Consider the following 21,214-nt stretch of genomic DNA (forward strand, 5'->3'; position numbering starts at 1 on the left):
AACGATGACGGTCCTGACCGCTTTTCCCACGGAAGCACCACTCGATCCGCGGACGCCATCGGCACGCCTCTCGCGGCTCCTGGATCCCGGCTCCCTGGTGCCGATGCCCGGCGACGACGAGAGCGGCGTGCAGGCCGCACACGGTCTGATCGACGGCTCGCCGGTCATCGCCTACTGCACGGACGCGACGCGCATGGGCGGCGCGCTGGGCTGGGCAGGCGCCAATCGCATCGTCGAGGCCATCCAGCTGGCCGTCCGCCGGCGCTGCCCGGTGATCGGCCTGTGGCATTCCGGCGGCGCCCGGCTGGCCGACGGCGTGGAGTCGATGGACGGCGTCGGCCGCATGTTCGCCGCCATGACCGCGGCCTCCGGCCTGATCCCGCAGATCTCGGTCGTCCTCGGACCGGCCGCGGGCGCGGCCGCCTACGGGCCCGCGCTGACCGACGTGATCATCATGTCGGACGTCGCGCGGGTCTTCATCACCGGGCCCGACGTCGTCCGCAGCGTCACCGGCGAGGAGATCGACATGGCGGGCCTGGGCGGCCCGGAGGCGCACGGCCCCAAATCGGGCGTCGCGCACATCACGGTCGACTCCGAGCAGGCCGCCTACGACCGGGCCCGCCTGCTGACGGGGTTCTTCACCCGCCCCGGCCGGTTCGACTTCGCCGCGCTGAGCGAGCCGCGCGACCTGCGCGCCCTCCTCCCCGAGCAGCCGCGCCGCGCCTACGACGTGCGGCCGGTCCTGCGCGAGCTCCTGGACCCGGAGTTCCTGGAGTTCCAGCCCCGCTGGGCCGCCAACATGGTGGTCGGGCTCGGCCGGCTGGGCGGGCGGACGGTGGGCGTGATCGCCAACAACCCGCTGCGCAAGGGCGGCTGCCTCGACTCGCTCTCGGCGGAGAAGGCCTCGCGGTTCGTGCGGATGTGCGACTCGCTCGGTGTCCCGCTCGTGGTCGTGGTGGACGTGCCCGGCTACCTGCCCGGCGTGCAACAGGAGTGGGGCGGCGTGGTCAGGCGGGGCGCCAAGCTCCTGCACGCCTTCGCCGAGTCGGTCGTGCCCCGCGTCACGCTCATCACCCGCAAGTCGTACGGCGGCGCCTACATCGCCATGAACTCCAGGTCGCTGGGCGCGACCGCGGTGTACGCCTGGCCCGACGCGGAGGTGGCGGTCATGGGCGCCGAGGCGGCGGTCGGCATCCTGCACCGCAAGCGACTGGCCGCGGTGGACGAGTCCGAACGGGCGGACCTGCACGCGCGGCTGGTGGAAGAGCACCGGCGGACGGCCGGCGGGGTCGAGCGGGCGATGTCGCTCGGCGTGGTCGACGCGGTCGTCTCGCCCCTGGAGACCCGGCTCCGGCTGGCGGAAGCACTGGCATCGGCGCCGCAGGACCGCGGCTGCCACTCCAATATCCCGCTCTGAATCGAGGAGACCATGTCGAAAATCAAGGTAATGCTCGTCGGCGGACCGAACCACCTGCCGGCCGAGCAGCGGGTCGTGACCCTCGCGAAATTCTGCGAGAAGATCAAACTGCCTTTCGGCAGCGGCTACGAGCATTTTCTGCACAAAGGCGAGCGCACGCACGTGGACGGGCAGGAGGTGCCCGCCTACCACTGGATCATGCGGACCGCCATTGCCGAGTGACCGGTGACCTCCTAAGGGTTCGCTAGGGGTGGGAAAACCGCCGGACCGGCGATTCAATATGAGTAGTCGGGTTTTGACGGATGTTTATCCCGCCGGAGAGGTGAGGCATTGAACTAGACGGCACTCCCCCTTTTGCGAAGCCCCCAGCAGAACGAGAGCCACCGTCCAAAATCAAATGGACGGTGGCTCTCGTTCTCGCTTTTCCAGAGAAAACGCCGCGGCGGCCGCCCTTTCGGCGGCCGCCGGCGTGTCCCCCCGGCATCAGCTGGCGTTCGCGAGCGTGCCCCCCGTCCGCCCGCTCCGCCTGGCGGCCGAGCCGACCGCGGCCAGGGTCGCGTCGACCACGTTGGTGTCGACGCCCACGCCCCAGACCGTCGTGCCGTCCACCTTGCATTCGGCGTAGACCGTCGTCTTCATGCCCGTGACGCGCTCGGTGCCGTCGGCCCGGTGCACCGCCCGCACGTCGACGCCCCAGGGCGCCATCGTGACGCCGAGGGCCCGCACGGCCTGCTCCTGCTGGCCGTCCATGTGGAGGGTCGCGGTGATCCGGTCGCCCGGCCGCAGCGTCTCGGTCCGGGCCTGGCCGGCCAGGTACTCCTGCTCGAACAGCGCCCAGATCTCCTCGGGCGCCAGCTCGCTGCCCCGTGCCTCCGCCCGTGCCTGGACCAGCCCGGCGAACTCCCGCTGCAGCTCGCGGGGCAGCCGCATCCCGTGCCAGGCGCTCATGACGTACGCGATGCCGCCCTTGCCCGACTGGCTGTTGATCCGCACGATCGCCTCGTACGTGCGGCCGACGTCCTTGGGGTCCACCGGCAGGTACGGCATGTTCCACGGCATCTCGCCGACGTCGACGCCGTCCTCGCCGGCGGCCCGCTCCAGGTCGTCGAAGCCCTTCTTGATCGCGTCCTGGTGGGAGCCGGAGAAGGCGGTGTAGACGAGCTCGCCGCCGTACGGGTGCCGGGGGTGGACGGGGATCTCGTTGCAGAGCTCGACCGTGTCGCGGATCCGGTCGATGTCGGAGAAGTCGATCCCCGGGTCCACCCCGTGGGTGAACATGTTCATGCCGAGCGTCACCAGGCAGACGTTGCCCGCCCGCTCGCCGTTGCCGAACAGGCACCCCTCGATGCGCTCGGCCCCGGCCAGCAGCGCCAGCTCGGACGCGGCCACCCCCGTGCCACGGTCGTTGTGCGGGTGGATGGACAGGCAGACGTGCTCCCTGCGGGAGAGGTTGCGGTCCAGCCATTCGATCTGGTCGGCGAACACCGAGGGCAGGGAGCGCTCCACGGTGGTGGGGAAGTTCAGGATGATCGGACGGCCGGGGCCGGTCTCCCACACGTCCATGACCGCCTCGCAGACCTCGAGGGCGAAGTCCGCCTCGGTCTCGTTGAACAGCTCGGGCGAGTACTGGTAGCGCAGGTCGCAGTCCGCCAGGTCCCGCTCGGCGTACTTCATCATCAGCCGGGTGCCCTGCACGGCCAGGTCCTTGCACTGGGCGCGGTCCATGTCGAACACCACGCGCCGGAACAGCGGCGCGGTCGCGTTGTAGAGGTGGAACGTGGCGCGGGGGGCGCCGGCCAGCGCGGTGACCGAGCGCTCGATCAGCTCGTCCCTCGCCGGCACGAGCACCGAGATCCACACGTCGTCGGGGATGCGGTCCTGCTCGATGAGCATCCGGACAAAGTCGTGGTCGTCCTGGCTGGCCACCGGGAATCCGACTTCGATCTCCTTGTAGCCGAGGTCGACGAGCAGCTCGAACATCCGCAGCTTGCGCGCCGGCGACATCGGGTTGGCCAGCGACTGGTTTCCGTCGCGGAGGTCCGTCGACAGCCAGCGGGGCGCCGCCACGATCCTCTTGTCCGGCCAGGTACGGTCGGCCAGGGCCAGCGGGGTGAAGTTCGAATAGCGCTCGACGGGACGGGTCGCGGCCATCGTGTATCTCCTTCGCAGGTCTCATGGTGTGGCTCTAGGAGATCTCCGGACTCAACGTACAAGCGGCGACGGACCCGCGAACAGGTCGGGGATCATGAGAGTGCCGGTCCTGACCAAGGGATTCCGCAGGGGTATCGAGAGTGCGCGCCCCCGGTATCTTTCGACGCACCCCCCTTCTCGGGCCCCTGCCCGCCCTTCACACTCCGATCATGGCGACTATCGAACCGGCGCTCCGGCGAGGCCGTCTGTGCTTCGCGGAGGCGCGGCCTACCGTGCAGTTCATCTTCCTGCTGCGCTTCCTCACCGGCACGGCGCTGTGCGCCTCGGTCGCCGGCGACGACGGCCACCTGGGCAGAACGGTCTGGGGCGCCGCGGCATGGGTGATGATGATCTTCGCCGTCTACCTCTTCAACGGCGTCATGGACGTGCCGGAGGACCGGCTCAACGGCTCGCGCCGGCCCATCGTCCGTGGCGACCTGCCGCCGGGCTTCGCCGGCGCGGTCGCGATCGGGGCGGCACTGCTGTCGCTCGCGGCCGGCTTCGCGCTCTCCCCGCTGATGGGCGGCATGCTCGCCGTCGTGCTGACGCTCGGCTACCTCTACTCGGGCCCCCCGTTCCCGCTCAAGCGCAGCTCCGGCGGCACGGTCCTGTCGGGAGGCGTGGCCACCCTGCTCACCTACTACGGGGGCGCCTTCTCCTACGCGAGCGAGATCAGGCACTCGCTGATGCTGGTCGTCTTCGTGCTCGCCGCGTCGCTGTGGACGGCTCTCGTGGGCTCGACGACCAAGGACCTGCCCGACATCGAGGGCGACGCCCGCGCCGGGCGGATGACCTTCGCGGTCATGCACGGCGAGCGCGTCCTGCGGCTGACGATCTGCTGCACGGCGATCGGGCTGGCGCTGGCCTTCGCCGCGACCGTCCTGCTGCTGAAGCTCCCGCTGTGGCCGTCCGCGCTCGCCATGGCCGGCGGCGCGCTGGTCATCACGGTCCTGTGCTTCAAGGGCCGCCGCCGCGAGCCGTACGGCGCCTTCATGGCCACCCAGTACGCCCTGCACGGCCTGGCGATCCTGCCGCTCCTGCTCATCTGACGGCATCTGACGGCATCTGACGGCATCACGGTAGCTGACAGGCGGACCGGCCGATCAGCCGGCGCAGTCGGCGCCCGTCGAGCCGGGCGGGAAGGACTCCTCCAGCCGCCGGCACACCCCCTCGGTCATCCGGAGTTTGACGGAGCCCACGTTCATCTCCAGGTGGACCGGGTCGCGCGTGCTGGGCACGGGCACCACCTGCGGCCCCCGCGACAGCAACCAGGCCAGGGCCAGGCGGCCCGTGCTGACGTCCATGTTCGCCGCCTCGGTCTCGACCCGCCGCAGCATCGCGATGTTGCGCGGGAGGTTGTGCGGCGAGAACCGGGGATCCGCCCGGCGGGGGTCGGCCGGGCCGAGCCGCGAGGGCGCCAGGCTACGCCCGGTCAGGAAGCCGCGGCCCAGCGGCCGGCCGGCCAGCACGCCGATCCCGAGCTCGCGCGCCACCGGTAGCTGGTCGAGCTCGACCGTACGGTGCCAAAGGGAGTATTCCGTCGCCAGGGCGGCCACCGGATGGACCGCGTGGGCCCGGCGGAGCTGCTCCCCCGTCACCCCCGACAGGCCGACGTGGCGGGCCTTGCCCGCGGTCACCAGGTCCGCCAGCTGGCGGGCGGTCTCCTCGACCGGCACGGACGGCTCCTCGTGGCCGGCGATGTAGAGGTCGACGTAGTCGACGCCCAGGCGCTTCAGCGAGGCGTCGCACGCCTGCGCCAGCTCTCCGCAGCCGGTGCCGCGCTGGACGGTCCGCGTCGCCAGGAGCACGTCGTCACGCCAGGGCCGGACGGCCTCGCCGACGAGCCGCTCGACCTCGCCGTCGGCGTGGTCGTCGGACATGTCGAGCAGCGTCACGCCCACGTCGAGAACGTAGTGGATCAGCGCCAGGGACTCCGAGCGGTCGACGTGGCCGTACACGCCTGAGAGGGCCAGACACCCGAAGCCCAGACACGAGGTGATGAGCCCCGCATCGCCCAGCCTTCTGCTGTCCACGACACTCCCCTTCATTCGGCCGGCACGTTATACATACGATCTGTGGGCCGTGATTGTGCCACAACCCCTATCCCCCCTATGGGCAGATGAATAAGGGGAGAATCTTTCCCGTTTATGCCGCCTGACACAGAACGCAACGATCAGTTATACACCTAGTTAATGACGCTGCCCACCACGCGGACTCCGCGTGGTGGGCAGGCTCTGGGAGGGTTAGCGGACGGCCGGGCTCAGCTCCAGATCGGTGGGAAGATCCGAACGCTGGGTGATTCCGAGCTTGCGATAGATGCGCGTCAAGTGCTGTTCCACCGTGCTCACCGTGATGAACAGCTTGGCCGCGATCTCGCGGTTGGTGTAGCCGACGGAGGCCAGGCCGGCGACCCGGCGCTCGGCGTCGCTGAGGATGGCCACGACCTTGCTGATCTCCGCGTTCTGCCCGTCGCCGGCGGAGGAGGCGTCACCGGCCAGCGCCTGGCTCAGCGGCTGGGCACCGCACTCCTGGGCGAGGATGCGCGTACGGCTGGCGATGATGCCCGCCCTGCGGAACTCCCCGACGCTGTGGAACGCCTCGGTGAGGTCGAACAGCGACCGGGCCAGCTCGTAGCGGTCGCCGCAGGCCTGCAGGCGGTCCGTGGACTGCCGCAGCAGCATGGGCCGGTGCCGGAGCTCGCTCGTGGCGGCCAGCAGGCGCAGCGCGATGCCCTGCGTACGCGAGGCCATGGGGCCGCAGCGTGACAACTGCTCCTCGACCAGGGCACGGGCCTCGTCGTGCTCGCCCATCCGGATGAGCGCCTCGGCCGCGTCGGCGCGCCAGGCGATGAAGCCCGGCGTGTCCATCTCCCACTCGCCCATGAGCTCGCCGCAGAAGCGGAAGTCCCGCAGCGCCGCCGCCGGATGGTCCACGGCCAGGTGGTAGCGCCCTCGGGCGTGCAGGTAGTGCAGCCCGAAGCGGGTGCGCAGCATGGCGTCCGGGACCGCGGTGTTGACCTGGGCGAGCGCCTGGTCGTACTGCCCCATGGCCGTGCCGGCCAGCATCAGGTTGGCCAGCGGGGACCCCACGGTGACGCCCCAGCTGGCCGGCGGGATGAGCTCCAGGGCCAGGCGCGCGGACGAGGCCGCGGTCTGCAGGTCGCCGCGCCGCATGGCGATCTCGGCGCGGATCGCGGTGAGCCGGGCCCGGCGGGCCGGCGCGCTGCGGGACTGCGCCTCCTCGATGAAGGCGTCGCACCACGGCGCCGCCTTGTCCGGCCAGCCGCCGTAGGTGAGCGCGAGCAGCGAGCTCTCCACCGTGTCCATGGACATCTCGTCCAGGCGGGAGCTGTGCAGGATCCGTTCCACCGTGGCCAGGGTGCGCTCGCGGGGACCGCGGGTGAGCACCGAGGTCAGGGCGTTGATCGCCTCCAGCCGCCGGCTCACCCGCACCGGTAAGACGGCCTCCTTGTTCTGCTCGGTGGTCGCCCTGTTGACGTGGGCCAGCAGCGGCGGCGCCGAGGCGCGCAGCCACAACCGGGTGCCGACCAGCTCGGCCACGGTCTGCGGCTCGGTGTCGCCGGTCTCCTTCAGGTGTTCGAGCACCTGGCAGGCGTCGTCCACCTTGCCGTGCCAGAGCAGTGCCCTGGCCAGGACGACCGCGTCGCTGCCGCGCAGGGTGCCGTTGTGCAGGGCGTCGGTCAGCTCGGCGATGTGCTCGGCGGGGGTGCTGGGGTTGATGCGCCACTCCGCGCGCATCAGGAGCGTGGCGATGGTGGTACGCCGCCGCTCGTCGGTGCAGCAGCGCCAGGCGAGCTTGAGATAGTCGACGGCCTCGTCCACGAACCCGTCGTCCAGCCGGTGCAGCGCCGCGGCCTCCAGCACCGGGACGGCCCACGGCAGGTCGGTGGCGTCGGCGCCGGCCAGGTGCTCGGCTATCACGACGTCGTCGGCCCCCTCCAGGTGCAGCAGCTCGGCGGCCCTGCGGTGGACGCTGCGCCGCGTCTCGTCGCCCAGCTCGGCCAGCACCGTCTCCCTGGCGATCTCGGCCCGGTAGTGGCCCGACTCCAGCAGGCCGGCGGTCTCCAGCCAGCGGGTGGCCTGGGCCACCGTCGTGCCGTCCGCGTCGACCAGGCGCTGCAGGAGCTCCGGGTCGTCCAGCACCGATAGCCAGCCGGCCACCTGCAGGAGCGCGGGGTCGGCCCGGTGCAGGCAGGACAGCACGGCCTCGCCGTAACGCTCGGCGGGGGCGCCGCCGCTCGTCCCGAAGTCCTCGATCAGGCCCCTGAGCAGGAGCGGGTTGCCGCCGCTCAGCGCGTACCAGTCCGGGGCCACGGCTTCGGCCGCCACCTCCCCCAGGTGCTCGGCCGCCATGCTCACCACCGCGTCGTACGACAGCGGCGCCAGCCGCACGGCCGTGCAGTGCGGCTGGCGCAGCATCTCGGTGGCGAAGAAGCCGTGGGTGTGCGGCCGGTAGTCGGCCTGGCCGAACACCGCCATGAGCGGGGAGTATCTGGCCCTGCGGACCAGGTAGGACAGGCAGAGCAGCGAGGCCCTGTCGGCGAGGTGGACGTCGTCGACGACGATCACCAGCGGGTGGCGCTCGGCGAGCGAGAGCAGCACCGCGCACAGCGAGTGGACGATCTGGGCGTCCACCTGTTCAAAGCTCTCCCCCTTCGCGGGGGAGGCCATCTGCGCGCCCTCTCGCAGCAGGTCCGCCGCGAGCGCGCGTACGTCTTCCTGTAGCGGCGCGTTCTGGAAGAGCTGGCCGAGCACGCCCAGCGGCAGGTCGCTCTCCGCCCGGGTGGCCGAGGCCACCAGCGGCAGCGCGCCGTGCTCCAGAGCCTGCTCGGCGAAGGCGTGCAGGAGCTCGCTCTTGCCCGTCGCAACGACTCCCGTCACCATTGCGACCCGGCCCTTGCCGCTCACGGCCTCGGCGAGGAGACCTTGCATGGAGGCCATGGCGGTGTCTCTTTCGTACAGCCCCATGATGGACACCCCTTTTAGAAAGGCAATTTCCGGCCGGAAGGGGTTCTGAGGTCCAAGGAGCCATTCAGCTCTTTTTTCGGCTTCGATTTCACGATCCGTCGGACTTGTCGCACGACCCTCAACCTCTTCCGTGTCCGGTTATGGGTTGACGGTCCTCACGTTAGGTGTCAGTTCGGGGTGCCCACAATATGACTTATCCTTAATACCGCCCACCGCTCCACACGGACCAACCGGTCTCCAACTTTCGGACCAACGCGTGGTCCGAGTCGATCCGCCGGGCGGTCACCTCGGGGCGGCACCAGGCCCTGGGCCGCCCTCCGCGGCCCCGCGGCCCAGGGGCGGGCGGGGGCCCGGCCGTCCCGGCGAAGCGCTTGAGTCATTTATTACCGGCGCGTTAACATTGGCCGAGCAGCGCTAATGCGAGCCATGCTCATGTCGATCCAGGCCGTCTCCCCGGCCCCTGGAGCCCTCCGCGGTGCCCCCTCAAGATAGGGCACCCTAAGTCACAGAATATTGACATTCCCTGCGTCGCAGGCGTTCCCACTGGTCACAGGGCTCGCAGGCCCGGAACGCAGGCCGCGACGCATCGGGGCCTATGTTCATACAGTTGCCTACTCACCAGTGTTGACCCAAGATGTAAGCATTCGTGCATTTCCAAGGGGACATGGTGGGAGAAATTGCGCAAAGGGGCGAGCAAGATGCCACGGGGACTGCGAATCTTATCGAGGAGTGCCGAGCCGACATACTGAGCAGGTACGAGCAGGGACTGGCCTCGATCGGCAGCGTACTGATCAGGGATCAGCATACGAAAGCCCAGGTCATGGCGAACGCGGGCGAGATCCTGACGGAGATGGCCGGCACGCTGCGCGCAGGCCGCTTGCTCGACGACGAGACGTCCCGTTTCCTGTCCTGGGACATCGGCGTGGCCAGAGCGTCCGCCGGTATCCACCCGAGAGAGTCCCTACTGGCCGCGTCGGTCTTCTTCCGCGCCGCATTCACTACTCTCAGTCACCGACTTCAGGACGACACCCACGCCGCCCGGCTGCTCAGGCTCGTGGTGACGGCCCTGGAACAGAGCATCTCCCTGCGCATCCGAGAGGCTTCGAGCAGCTACACCGGGTTCTTGCTGAACCAGGTGACCGAGGCGCAGATGGCCGAGCGCCGCCGGATCGCCAGGGAGTTACACGACCGCATCGGCCACAGCCTCAGCGTCGCCCAGCGCCAGCTGGAGCTGTCGAACCTCTACCGGCCGTCCGAGCCGGCCAAGGCGCTGGCCAAACTGGAAATGGCGCAGCAGGCCATCCAGGAGACGATGTGCAGCCTGCGCCAGGTGACCTCCGACCTTCACCCTCCCGACGGGAGGACCTTGGAGAAGGGACTGCTCGGCTACCTGGACGTGATCGGGACCGACGACGTACAGGTCGAGCTCATCGTCAACGGCGACCAGAGCTGGGCGCCCCCGATCGTCAGCGAGGAGTGCCTGCTCATCCTGCGCGAAGCGGCCCGCAACGCGCTCACCCACGGAGACCCTTCGACCATCTTCATCCGGATCGACGTCGCGCCGCACGAGCTGATCGCCTCCGTGATCGACGACGGCTGCGGCTTCGACCCGAGCCAGCAGGCGCCCAAGGGCAGCCTGGGCCTGTCCTCCATCCGGGAACGCACCCAGCTGCTCGGCGGCACGGTCACCATCGCGAGCGAACCCGGCAAGGGGGCGAGGGTCGACCTCGCGGTGCCCATCCAGAGGCGACCCTATGATCAGGAGTGAGCAACCGACCACCGTGGCCATCGTGGACGACCACGCGCTCTTCCGCGAGGGACTCAGGGAGATCCTGGAATCCCAGGAGGGGCTGGTCGTGGTGGGCGAGGCCGGCACCTCCAGCGGCGCGCTCAGCATGGTGGCCGACAAGAAGCCGGACATTCTCCTGCTCGACGTGGAGATCCCCGGCGACTCCGCCACCGACACCGTGACCCGCCTGCGCATCCAGTCACCGAACACGCAGATCATCATCCTGAGCATGTACGACGGACCGCAGCTGCTGCACCGGCTCCTGGCCGCCGGCATCCGCGGATACCTGCTGAAGAGCGTCCACTGGCACGAGCTGGTGTCGGCCATCCGGAGCGTGCACGACGAGCCGGAACGGGTCGTGCTCGCCGTCTCACGCGAGAGCCTCGCCCAGATGGAGAGCTCACCGTCCGAGGTGCTGACGAGCAAGGAGCGGGAGGTCCTCGAGCTGGCCGCGCAGGCGCTCAGCAACCGGCAGATCGCCGCCCGCATCAACACCACGGAAGCCACGGTGAAGCGCCACCTGCGCAACATCTTCGTCAAGCTCGGGGCCGCCTCGCGCATCGACGCCGTCAACCGGGCGATCGACGCCTCACTGATCACACCATCACGGACACGATCCGACAATTAGCCATATATATGAATAAATCGGACCCCCTTCCCGGGGTAGGTTCACCCCGCAACCGTCTCCGGAGAGCCCGAGAAGAAGCGCCCGAACATTTTCTTCCGCGAAGGCCCTGCCTAGCGTGGAATTGTGAACACCAATGCATTCATCGGGAGCATCCTCCCGCCGTGGGTGGTGGCGGTCGACACGTTCGACGACCACGACGCGGTGCTCTTCCCTGGGGAAGAAGAGGTGATCAGCCGATCGGTGGAGAGCCGGCGCAAGGAGTTCGCCACGGCACGCATGTGCGCCAGGACCGCGATGGGGCTGCTCGGCCTGCCCGAGCAGCCTCTCCTGCCGGGCGTGCGCGGTGAACCTCAGTGGCCGAAGGGCTTCGTGGGCAGCATCACCCACTGCGCCGGTTACCGCGGCGCCGTCGTCAGCCCCGGCACCGACACCATCACGATCGGCATCGACGCCGAGCCCAACCAGCCGCTGTCGTACGGCGTCCTGGAGGCGGTCTCCCTGGCCGAGGAGCGCAAGTCGCTGACCGCGCTCGCCGCCGACTACCCGGACGTCGCCTGGGACCGCCTGCTGTTCTCGGCGAAGGAGTCGGTCTACAAGGCCTGGTTCCCGCTGGCGAAGCGGTGGCTCGACTTCGAGGACGCGATCCTCACCTTCAACCCGGTGCAGGGCACGTTCTCCGCCCGGCTCCTGGTGACCGGGCCGCAGGTGGAGGGCCGGCAGCTGATGGGCTTCTCCGGCACGTGGAAGGCCCAGGACGGCCTCATCGTCACCGCCATCGTCAAGGCCACCGGCCCCGCCGCCCGCCGCCACCGCGCGGCACACAGGCGCCCCGCCGCCGCCCAGCCCGTCAAGGCCTGACCCCGGCCGGACGGCGCGGCCCACACCCGCCGCGCCCGACTCCATGTCTCCGGCCGGGCACGGCGACGGCGCCCCACACGCGCCCGCTCCGCCCGGCGCTCGCCGCGCCACACGCGCCCCCTCCCGGCGCCAGTCGCGCCGCACGTGCCCGCTCCTCCCGGCGCCAGTCGCGCCGCACGTGCCCGCTCCTCCCGGCGCCCGCCGGCATGCGGCCGCCCCTCCCCGTGAACCGCAAGGCGGGTGAACGGCTCCCGCCCCGGTCGCGACGCGCGAGGACCCACCGACGCGAAAGCCCGGCACAGCGGCCGGGCATGCGACTGACGGTGGCGTTCAGACGACCCGCCACCGTCACGAGGAACGAGGGTTCGAGGTCAGCTGTCCCTGGCCGTCCAGCGGAACGTCTTCAGGCACAGCAGCAGCGCGCCGACGCACCAGGCACCGAGCACGATGGCCGTCATCGGGAGCTGCCACGACCCGGAGGGCTCCAGGGCCGCCGCGTGTTCCGGCAGGAAGACCGACCGCATGCCCTGAGTGATCCACTTGAGCGGGAACAGCGACGCGAAGAACTGGAGGATGCCCGGCACGTCGGAGAAGGGCATGAAGACGCCGGAGCAGAACTGCACGATGAGGAAGGGCAGCGTGATCACCGCGTTGGCCCCGCGCGTCGACTTCGGCAGGCTGCCGGCCGCGATGCCCAGGAGCGCGCAGGCCGTACCGCCGAGGAGCAGCACCCAGGCGAACGTCAGCCACCGGTCGAGCGAGGTGGGCACCTGGATGCCGAACAGCAGCGCTCCCACCATGACCAGGATGGCGACCTCGGCGACCATGCACACCAGGACCTGGATGATCTTCCCGCCGAAATACGCCATCCGCGGCATCGGCATGCCGTAGAGCCGCTTCAGGGTCCCGTCGTGGCGTTCCAGGGCGATGTTGATGCCCAGGTTCTGGAAGGACGTGCCCATCACGCCGGCGCCGATCATGCCGGCCGTGAGGATCTGGGCGCCCGTGATCCCGGCGATGGCCGGCTTGTTGATCTGCATCGCGCCCAGCAGCATCAGCATGATCGCCGGGAGCGAGAAGATGACGATGAACTGGCTCTTGGTGCGGAAGAAGCTCCTGAGCTCCAGCGCGCCCCGCTTGAGCGCCAGGCTCCAGGCGCTGGGCAGACTCACCGAGCTCGCGGCGGGGCTGCGAGTCGTCGGTCTCGACATCGTGGTGGTCACGGCTGGTCTCCGATCAGGCCGAGGTAGATGTCTTCGAGGGTCGGCCGGGTCACGGCCAGCTCCGGGATCTCCCCCTCGAACTGGCGGCCCAGCTCGGCGACGACCTGCGTGGGCGTCGCCGTCTTCACGCTGTGCTCCCCGTCCGGGCCGGACCAGCTCACGGTGGCCATCGCCTGCGCGCGGCCGGCCAGCGTGGCCGGCTCCCCCAGCGCGACGACCTGGCCCCCGACGATCACTCCCACCCGGTCGGCCAGCGCCTCGGCCTCGTCCAGGTAGTGCGTGGTCAGCAGGATGGTGGTGCCCTCGTCGGCCAGCTGCGAGATCAGGTCCCAGAACTGCCGGCGTGCCACGGGGTCGAACCCCGTGGTGGGCTCGTCAAGGAAGACCAGCTCGGGATTGCCCACGACGCCGAGCGCCACGTCGACCCTGCGCCGCTGGCCGCCGGACAGGTGGCGGGTGCGGACGTCGGCCTTGCCGGTGAGGCCGACGAGCTCGATCACGTGGTCGGGGTCACGCGGGCTCGGGTAATAGGTCGCGTAGTGGTGGACCATCTCCCGGACGGTCATCTCCGCGGCGTCGGTGGCCGACTGCAGCACGATGCCGAGCCTGGCGCGCCAGGCCCTGCCGGCCTGGCCGGGGTCCTCTCCGAGCACGCTGACGTCGCCGGTGTCGCGGCGGCGGTGCCCTTCGAGGATCTCAACAGTGGTCGTCTTGCCTGCGCCGTTGGGGCCGAGGAGCGCGAACACCTCACCCCTGGCGATGTCCAGGTCGACGCCGTCTATGGCGACCACGTCGCCATATCGCTTGCGCAGCTCACGTACGCGCACCGCTGTATCGCTCATACCCATCAGGGTTGGGGATCGGCCCCGCCGCCGACACCCCTATTTAGGGTTTCACCTGGTCATACGTCTAAGCCGCAGGTCGGACCCCAAATCAAGGAGCTGACCCCCTATCAACCGTTCGGAGGATGTCGGAAGTCGCGGCCACCGATGATTCTGTAAACATGACAGTCATCGAAATCGAGGGTATGAGTAAGAGCTACCGAGGCAAGCAGGTTCTCGAGAGCGTATCCCTGAAGGTGGAAAAGGGCGAGGTCTTCGGGATCGCCGGCCCCAACGGAGCGGGCAAGACCACGACCGTGGAGTGCATGGCGGGCCTGCGGGATCGCGACGGCGGCGTGCTGCGCGTGCTGGGTCTCGACCCGCAGACCGACCGGCGCCGGCTCCTTCCGCGCATCGGCGTCCAGCTGCAGGAGGCGGCCCTGCCGGACGCGCTCAAGGTGGGCGAGGCGCTGAAGATGTATGCCTCTTTCTATGACAAGCCCGCCGACTGGAGGGCGCTCATGGACGAGTGGGGGCTGACCGAGCGGCAGCGCTCCAGTTTCCGGAGCCTGTCGGGCGGCTGGAAGCAGCGCCTGTTCATCGCGCTGGCCCTGGTCGGCAACCCGGAGGTCGTCTTCCTCGACGAGCTCACCACCGGTCTGGACCCCTCGGCCCGCCGCATGACGTGGGGCCTGGTCCGGGAGATCCGCGACCGCGGCGTGACCGTCGTGCTGGTCACCCACTTCATGGACGAGGCCCAGGCGCTGTGCGACCGCATGGCGATCATCGACCAGGGCCGCGTCATCACCCACGGCACGCCGGGCGAGCTGAAGGCCCAGGGCCGTACCGAATCGCTCGAGGACGCGTACTTCGCTCTGACGGGAGGGCAGGCGGCATGAGAGGCATCACCCAGGTCATCGCGGTCGAGCTGAAGCTGATCGCACGGGACCCGATGTCGGCGTTCTTCGCGCTGGCCTTCCCGGCGATCATGCTCTGGGTCAAGCTGCGCAACGGCGGGTCCCTTCCCAGCGGGCTGTCGCTGGCGGACGCCAACGTGCCGATGCTGACCACCTTCGTCATCGGCATGGCCGCGCTGGTCATCCTGCCGGCCACGGTCGCCCAGTACCGGGAGCGCCTGGTGCTCAAGCGGCTGCGGGCCACGCCGGCCTCGCCCGGCATGCTGTTCGGCGCCCAGTGGGTCGCTCACATGCTGCTGGCGGTGTTCGGCACGGCGCTGCTGGTGGCCATCGGCTTCTTCGTCTACGGCGCGTCGGCGCCGGCCAACGTGGGCGGCGTGGTCGTGGCGTGGCTCCTCGCCGCGCTGAGCCTCAGCGCCATCGGCTTCCTGCTCGGCGCCGTGGTGCCCTCCGGCCGCGGTGCGACCGTGATCGGGCTGAGCCTGTTCTTCCCGATGGTCTTCATCTCCGGCGCGATCATCCCCCGCGAGAGCATGGGCGGTTCGATGCGGGCGATCGGTGACCTGACCCCCATGGCACCCGCCGTCCAGGCCATCCGCGCCGGCTGGGAGGGCAGCGCGATGTCCCCGATCTCGCTGGCCGTCATGCTCGCGATCTGCCTGGTCGCCGGCGGCGTCGCCATCAAGGCCTTCCGGTGGTGAGCAGCGTCGACCGTGAAGGGCCGGGGCCGGTGGTCACCTCCACCGGCCCCGGCCCTTCACGATGGGACCGGGTCTGGCCCTACCTGCCCTACCTGTTCATCGCGCTTCCGGCCGGTTTCTCCCTGCTGCAGAACTGGCGGGCGGACACGCTGGTCCTGGCGCTGTTCGCGATGGCCTGGCACTGGTTCATGGTCGGCGCGCACCCGGAGTGGATCAAGCACCACCTCGTCGCGCTCGCCTACTTCGCCGTCCTGCTCGCCGCCATCGGGGCGCTGGTCAGCATCGACTCGGTGTTCACGGTGGCCGGTCCGGCGGTGTTCATCCAGTCCTTCGCGCTGCTGCCCCGCTGGTGGGCCTACGCCGGGGTGGCCGCGACCGCGGCGGTGCTGGTCTCGATGCGGCCGGAGGCCGGGCGGAGCCCGGGCCAGATGCTCTTCTCGTTCCTGGTGGCCGCGCTGGTCGCCTCCGCGGTCGGCCTGGTCGTCCAGACCATCTCCGACCAGAACGAGAGCCGCAGGGTGATGATCGCGCAGCTCCAGGAGACCGGCGCGAGGCTGGCCGCCCTCGCGGCGGAGAACGCGAACCTGCAGTCCCAGCTGCTGACCAGGGCCCGCGAGGCCGGGGTGCTCGGGGAGCGGCAGCGGCTGGCCAGGGAGATCCACGACACGATCGCGCAGGGCCTGACCGCCATCGTCACCCAGGTGGAGGCCGCCGAGGAGGCGCTCGACGACGTCAAGGCGGCTCGTGCCCGCCTTGACACCGTTCGCACGCTGGCCAGGGACAGCCTGAAGGAGGCCCGCCGGTCGGTGCAGGCCCTGCGCCCCGCGCCGCTGGCCGAGTCGCAGCTGCCGGCCGCGCTCCAGGACGTCTCCGGCAAGTGGTCGCAGGCCAGCGGCGTGCTCTCGTCCCTGGAGGTCACGGGCGAGGCCCGGCCGCTGCACGCGGAGGTGGAGATCACCCTGCTGCGGGTGGCGCAGGAGGCGCTGGCGAATGTCGCCAAGCACGCTTCCGCCGGACGAGTTGCCCTCACTCTGTCGTACATGGAAGATGTCGTGGTGCTGGACGTACGCGACGACGGAGCCGGTTTCGCCCCCGAGCCACCGGGCCTGCCGGCCGCGCCCGCCTCCGAGACGGGCGGGTTCGGCCTCCTGTCCATGCGCCAGCGCGTGACCAGGCTGGCGGGCGACTTCCAGATCGAGTCGGCCCCCGGCGAGGGCACCGGCATCTCCGCCACCGTCCCCGCCATCCCCGCCGAAACGGGCCTCGAGCCATCCGACCGATCCAGAAACGCCGGGTGAGACATGCCGATTCGGCTGATCATCGTGGACGACCATCCGGTCGTCCGCGACGGGCTGCGCGGGATCTTCACCGACGACGAGTTCGAGGTGGTCGGGGAGGCGGGTGACGGGTTCGAGGCGCTGGCCGTGGTGGAGCGCACCAATCCCGACGTCGTGCTCACCGACCTGCGCATGCCGCGGATGAAGGGCGCGGAGCTCATCCGCCGGCTGCGCGAGCAGGCGCCCGACGTCCGCGTGCTCGTGCTGACCACGTTCGACGACGACGTGGACGTGCTGCCGGCCATCGAGGAGGGGGCCACCGGCTACCTGCTCAAGGACACCCCGCGCGCCGAGCTGCGCCGCGCCGTGCAGGCGGCGGCGCGCGGCGAGACCGTGCTGTCCCCCTCCGTGGCCGGCGTGCTCACGCAGAAGCTGCGCGCGCCGCGCCAGCAGCCGCTCAGCCGCCGCGAGCTGGAGGTCCTGTCGCTCATCTCCCGGGGCGCCACCAACCGCGACGTGGCCAAGCGGCTGTTCATCACCGAGGCCACCGTGAAGACGCACCTGCTGCACATCTTCGCCAAGCTCGAGGTCAACGACCGTGCGGCCGCCGTCGCCGCCGCCTACGAGACGGGCCTGCTCAGGCCGGGCGCCGACGGCTGATTAAGGGCGCCTAGGGGTGTGCCGCCCCTCCGGACGCTTCGTACCGTGGAACAGGCGGCCGTTCCATCTCTACCCGAGGGCACCTTTCCCGCCCCGGACGTGACGAGTCAAGCGGTGTGTCAAATGGCCACCGCATTTCCTTTTTCCCCTGCTGAGTTCTTTCCGCGTGCCGCCGAATCGGTTCCTGGAGATCGTCCGGAAGGATTTGGAGATGAACGCATGAACACGCTTGCCCTGGCCGACCCGAGGGCCGAGCTGGAGATCGTCGGCGGCAAGGGCGAATCCCTGGCCCGCCTGGCCAGGGCCGGGCTGCCGGTGCCGCCGGGTTTCCACGTCACCACCGGCGCCTACCGCGACTTCGTTTCCCGCCACGGTCTGCGCGAGGCGATCCTGACCGGGGACGCCGGGGAGATCCAGGCACTGTTCGCCGGGTGCGAGATCCCGCCGGAGATCGCCGGGGACATTCTGGCCTCGTACGCCACGCTGGGCGAGGACGCCGCGGTGGCCGTCAGGTCGTCGGCGACCGCGGAGGACCTGCCGGGAATGTCGTTCGCCGGGCAGCAGGACAGCTATCTCAACATCCGCGGCGCCGAACAGCTCCTGGACGCGGTCAAGCGCTGCTGGGCCTCGCTCTGGACCGACCGGGCGATCGCCTACCGCGACCGCCACGACATCCCGCGGGACCAGGTCGCCATCGCCGTCGTCGTCCAGGAGCTCGTCCCCGCCGACGCGGCGGGCGTGCTGTTCACCGAGGACCGGGTCTCCCCCCAAGACCGGCTGACCATCAACGCCGCGTGGGGCCTGGGCGAGGCGGTCGTCGGCGGCCTCGTCACGCCCGACACGATCACCATCGACCGCGCCGGCCTCACCGTCGTGGAGGAGCGCATCGCGTCCAAGGCCGTCATGACCGTGCGCACCCAGGACGGCACCCGGGAGGAGCCCGTCCCGCCCGCCAGGCGCGACGAGCCGGTCCTGACCTCGGCGCAGGCGACGCGGCTGGCCGAGCTGGGCCTGGCGATCGAGGAACTGTACGGCCGCGCGATGGACATCGAGTGGGCCCTGCACGACGGGCGCCCGCACATCCTTCAGGCCAGGCCGATCACCGGCCAGCGCGAGGTGTGGAACGACTCGCTCAAGGGCGACTACCTGTGGACCAACGGCAACCTGGGCGAGGCCATCCCCAGCGTCATGACGCCGTGCACCTGGTCGCTCGTGCAGGCGTTCATCTCCGAGATCATGATCGTCGGCGACCTCGGCGGCCACCCCATCTGCGGGAACATCGGCGGCCGCGTCTACATGAACATGAGCCTGACCGCCTCGCTCGGCAGGGCGCTCGGCATGACCAGGAAGATCAAGGACGCGCAGGAGCCGGTCTACGGCAGGCTGCCCGAGGGCGTGCGGACGCCGCTGCTGCCGATGTCGCGCTGGCAGACCCTCAGGGCGGCCAGGCCGATGCTGGGCGGCCGGCGCGAGATCCAGAAGCTCGTGGAGCGGATCCCCGAGTACATCGCGCAGGCGCCCCGCCGCACGGAGGAGCTCCGCGCCATGATCGCCGAGAGCGACGACCTGGTCGCGCTCTGGCAGAGCGAGATCGAGCCCAGGTTCGACGAGTGCAACCGCATGCTGGCCGCCGCGGCCCGCCAGGACGCCGGCTCGCTGGTCTACCTCGGCGCCCGGCTGACGAAGCTGGTCGGAGAGGCGGACGCCACCGTGCTGATGTCCGGCATCCAGGCCCGGGACGGCCGGTTGGAGAGCCTCGGCCCGCTGCTCGGGCTGGCCCGGCTCAAGCGCGGCGAGATCTCCCGCGAGGAGTACGTCAGCAGGTACGGACACCGCTGCCCGGACGAGTTCGAGGTCTCGGCCGCCCGGCCGGTGGAGGACCCGGCGTGGATCGACGAGCAGCTCGCCGGCCTCACGGTCGACCCCACCGAGCTGCTCGAACGCCAGGAGGCGGCGAGCGCGGCGGCCTGGCGGCGCTTCCGCGAGCGCCACCCCAGGCAGGCCGAGAAGTTCCGCCGCCAGATCGACCGCTGGGAGGCGATCGTCCGCTCCCGCGAGGAGACGCGGTCGGAGATGATGCGCGGCTTCTGGATGGTGCGCGACTTCGTCCTGCGGGCCGGCGAGGTGACCGGGCAGGGCGACGACCTGTTCTTCCTGACGATCGAGGAGATCCTGGGCGTGCTGCGCGGCTGGAACCGGCCGCTGTCGTACGTCGCCGGGCGGCGGGCCACGTACGAGCTGTACAAGGCGCTGCCGCCGTACCCGGGCGTCATCCGCGGCCGGTTCGACCCGGAGCGGTGGGCCGCGGACCCGCACCGGCGCGGCGACGTGTTCGACGCCGAGGACACGGCGGCGCCGCCGTCGCAGACCATCAGCGGCTTCCCCGGCGCGGCCGGCGTGGTCGAGGGGACCGCCCGGGTGCTGGCGTCGGTGGCCGAGGGCGACCGGCTGGGTGAGGGCGAGATCCTCGTGACGACCGTGACGAACGTGGGCTGGACGCTGCTCTTCCCGCGCGCGGCGGCGGTCGTCACCGACGTCGGCGCTCCCCTGTCGCACGCCGCGATCGTCGCCCGCGAGCTGGGGATCCCCGCCGTCGTCGGGACCAGGAACGCCACGATGCTGGTGCGGGACGGCGACCGGATCCGCGTCGACGGCAGCAAGGGCAGCGTCGAGGTGATCGGCGAGTCGGAGCGGGCGCTCGTCCTGAGCTGAGGAAGGACATGGAGAAGGCGCCGGGCTCTCCACGAGCCCGGCGCCTTTGTTCCCTTTCAGCGGGTGGCGGTGAGCAGCCGCATCCCGAGCGGCAGGTCGAGCAGCCTGCCCGGGGTCAGGTCGGCCTCCTCCAGGAGCACGCGGTACTCCGCCTCGGTGCGCTCCCGCCCCCCGGTCATCACCATCATGTGCAGGTCGTACGCGAGCGGCAGGTACGAGTCCTGGCCGACGACGCGTTCGACGACCAGCAGCTCGGCCCCCGGCTCCATCGCCTTGGCACAGTTGGCCAGCAGGACGGCGCAGCGCTCGTCGTCCCAGTCGTGCAGGACGCGCGAGAGCACGTAGACGTCGCCGCCCTCCGGCACGGCGTCGAACAGGTCGCCGGCGGCCAGCTCGCACCTGTCCAGCACCCCCATCCGCGCCAGGTGCGCGGGCGCGGCCTCGACGACCTCCTGCACGTCGAACAGCACGCCGCGCGCCGCGGGGTTGCTCCGCAGGACCGTGGCCAGCAGGGCGCCGGTGCCGCCGGCCAGGTCGACCACGCGGCGCGCGCCGGAGAAGTCGTAGGCGTCGGGGACGCCGCGGAAGAACGAGGCGCCCGCCGCCATCCCCGCGTTGAAGACGGCCGCCTTGCCCGGATCGCCCGCCAGGTGCGCGAACACGGGTTCGCCGTGGACGTGCTCGAACGCCGGCTCCCCGGTGCGGACCGCGTGGGCCAGGCCGTCCCAGGCGGAGGCGAAATAGTCCTCGCCGTAGAGGGTGGCCAGCGGGCCCAGCGCGTCGCCGCGCAGCTGCGCCCCCATCGGGGTCAGCCCGTACCTGTTGTCGCCGTCGGCGTCGGCCAGGCCCACGCCCGCCAGCAGCCGTAGCAGGCGGTGCAGCGCGCCGGGGTGCGCGCCGACCTCCTCGGCGATCTCCTCGGGGGCCAGACGCCGCCCGTCGAGCACGTCGGCGACGCCCAGGCGCACCGCGGTGAAGGTCGCCTGCGCCACCCATCCTCCGGTGAGGATGCGCATCAGATCCTGCTCCATCG

17 protein-coding genes are annotated in these 21,214 nt (G+C 70.6%); 11 read left to right on the top strand and 6 right to left on the bottom strand.

Annotation, left to right across the window (positions count from 1 at the left end):
* Positions 1–4: 4 nt before the first annotated feature.
* Together H4W80_RS26045 and H4W80_RS26050 are read left to right on the top strand one after the other, a co-directional pair.
* A complete protein-coding gene (locus H4W80_RS26045; protein WP_192787499.1) occupies positions 5–1,417 on the top strand; it encodes an acyl-CoA carboxylase subunit beta in 1,413 nt (470 codons plus the stop codon).
* Positions 1,418–1,429: 12 nt separating this feature from the next.
* On the top strand, positions 1,430–1,639 hold the full coding sequence (locus tag H4W80_RS26050) for a DUF5988 family protein (RefSeq protein WP_192787500.1): 210 nt from the start codon (positions 1,430–1,432) through the stop codon (positions 1,637–1,639).
* Positions 1,640–1,900: 261 nt separating this feature from the next.
* On the opposite strand, the gene H4W80_RS26055 is transcribed toward H4W80_RS26050, so the two are convergent.
* Positions 1,901–3,568 carry a 2-isopropylmalate synthase gene (locus H4W80_RS26055; protein ID WP_192787501.1) on the bottom strand — a complete coding sequence of 556 codons (1,668 nt, stop codon included), beginning with the start codon at positions 3,566–3,568 and terminating at the stop codon, positions 1,901–1,903.
* Positions 3,569–3,777: 209 nt separating this feature from the next.
* Here H4W80_RS26055 and H4W80_RS26060 point away from each other — a divergent pair, with 209 nt between their 5' ends.
* Positions 3,778–4,656 carry a UbiA family prenyltransferase gene (locus H4W80_RS26060; RefSeq protein ID WP_192787502.1) on the top strand — a complete coding sequence of 293 codons (879 nt, stop codon included), beginning with the start codon at positions 3,778–3,780 and terminating at the stop codon, positions 4,654–4,656.
* Positions 4,657–4,710: 54 nt separating this feature from the next.
* Here H4W80_RS26060 and H4W80_RS26065 read toward each other — a convergent pair whose 3' ends face one another.
* Positions 4,711–5,640, bottom strand: coding sequence for an aldo/keto reductase (locus tag H4W80_RS26065; RefSeq protein ID WP_192787503.1), 930 nt, complete (start codon positions 5,638–5,640; stop codon positions 4,711–4,713).
* A 210-nt stretch (positions 5,641–5,850) separates the two neighbouring features.
* Positions 5,851–8,595 (bottom strand): helix-turn-helix transcriptional regulator, encoded by a 2,745-nt coding sequence (locus tag H4W80_RS26070; RefSeq protein WP_192787504.1) that lies wholly within the window; start codon positions 8,593–8,595, stop codon positions 5,851–5,853.
* An 820-nt stretch (positions 8,596–9,415) separates the two neighbouring features.
* Between H4W80_RS26070 and H4W80_RS26075 the strand changes: the two genes are divergently transcribed.
* The 3 genes from H4W80_RS26075 to H4W80_RS26085 all read left to right on the top strand — a co-directional run bounded on the left by H4W80_RS26075 (position 9,416) and on the right by H4W80_RS26085 (position 11,870).
* On the top strand, positions 9,416–10,363 hold the full coding sequence (locus H4W80_RS26075) for a sensor histidine kinase (RefSeq protein WP_192787505.1): 948 nt from the start codon (positions 9,416–9,418) through the stop codon (positions 10,361–10,363).
* Entirely contained in the window at positions 10,350–11,012 is a 663-nt protein-coding gene (locus tag H4W80_RS26080) for a response regulator transcription factor (RefSeq protein WP_192787506.1), read from the top strand. The genes H4W80_RS26075 and H4W80_RS26080 overlap by 14 nt, the downstream gene beginning before the upstream one ends.
* 123 nt (positions 11,013–11,135) lie before the next feature.
* Complete coding sequence (locus tag H4W80_RS26085) at positions 11,136–11,870, top strand: 4'-phosphopantetheinyl transferase family protein (protein ID WP_318787061.1); 735 nt, start codon at positions 11,136–11,138, stop codon at positions 11,868–11,870.
* Between the two features lie 371 nt (positions 11,871–12,241).
* Here the strand turns inward: H4W80_RS26085 and H4W80_RS26090 are convergent, their stop codons facing one another.
* The gene (locus tag H4W80_RS26090) at positions 12,242–13,042 is read right to left on the bottom strand and encodes an ABC transporter permease (protein ID WP_318787062.1); all 801 of its coding nucleotides are present in this window, start codon (positions 13,040–13,042) and stop codon (positions 12,242–12,244) included.
* A gap of 47 nt (positions 13,043–13,089) precedes the next feature.
* Positions 13,090–13,935 carry an ABC transporter ATP-binding protein gene (locus H4W80_RS26095; protein WP_225963670.1) on the bottom strand — a complete coding sequence of 282 codons (846 nt, stop codon included), beginning with the start codon at positions 13,933–13,935 and terminating at the stop codon, positions 13,090–13,092.
* A 161-nt stretch (positions 13,936–14,096) separates the two neighbouring features.
* On the opposite strand from H4W80_RS26095, the gene H4W80_RS26100 reads away from it, so the two are divergent.
* From H4W80_RS26100 to H4W80_RS26120, 5 genes are all read left to right on the top strand, one after another.
* The gene (locus tag H4W80_RS26100) at positions 14,097–14,813 is read left to right on the top strand and encodes an ABC transporter ATP-binding protein (protein ID WP_192787508.1); all 717 of its coding nucleotides are present in this window, start codon (positions 14,097–14,099) and stop codon (positions 14,811–14,813) included.
* Complete coding sequence (locus H4W80_RS26105) at positions 14,810–15,532, top strand: ABC transporter permease (protein WP_185067986.1); 723 nt, start codon at positions 14,810–14,812, stop codon at positions 15,530–15,532. Before H4W80_RS26100 ends, H4W80_RS26105 begins: the two co-directional genes overlap by 4 nt.
* Complete coding sequence (locus tag H4W80_RS63790) at positions 15,529–16,830, top strand: sensor histidine kinase (protein WP_318787063.1); 1,302 nt, start codon at positions 15,529–15,531, stop codon at positions 16,828–16,830. Before H4W80_RS26105 ends, H4W80_RS63790 begins: the two co-directional genes overlap by 4 nt.
* A gap of 3 nt (positions 16,831–16,833) precedes the next feature.
* Positions 16,834–17,469: a response regulator gene (locus H4W80_RS26115; protein WP_192787509.1), complete on the top strand. Its 636-nt coding sequence runs from the start codon at positions 16,834–16,836 to the stop codon at positions 17,467–17,469.
* A gap of 219 nt (positions 17,470–17,688) precedes the next feature.
* Complete coding sequence (locus tag H4W80_RS26120) at positions 17,689–20,181, top strand: PEP/pyruvate-binding domain-containing protein (protein WP_192787510.1); 2,493 nt, start codon at positions 17,689–17,691, stop codon at positions 20,179–20,181.
* Positions 20,182–20,237: 56 nt separating this feature from the next.
* Here the strand turns inward: H4W80_RS26120 and H4W80_RS26125 are convergent, their stop codons facing one another.
* Entirely contained in the window at positions 20,238–21,212 is a 975-nt protein-coding gene (locus H4W80_RS26125; protein ID WP_192787511.1) for a methyltransferase, read from the bottom strand.
* Positions 21,213–21,214: the final 2 nt, after the last annotated feature.

The organism is Nonomuraea angiospora, assembly GCF_014873145.1.
Taxonomy (GTDB): Bacteria; Actinomycetota; Actinomycetes; order Streptosporangiales; family Streptosporangiaceae; genus Nonomuraea; species Nonomuraea angiospora.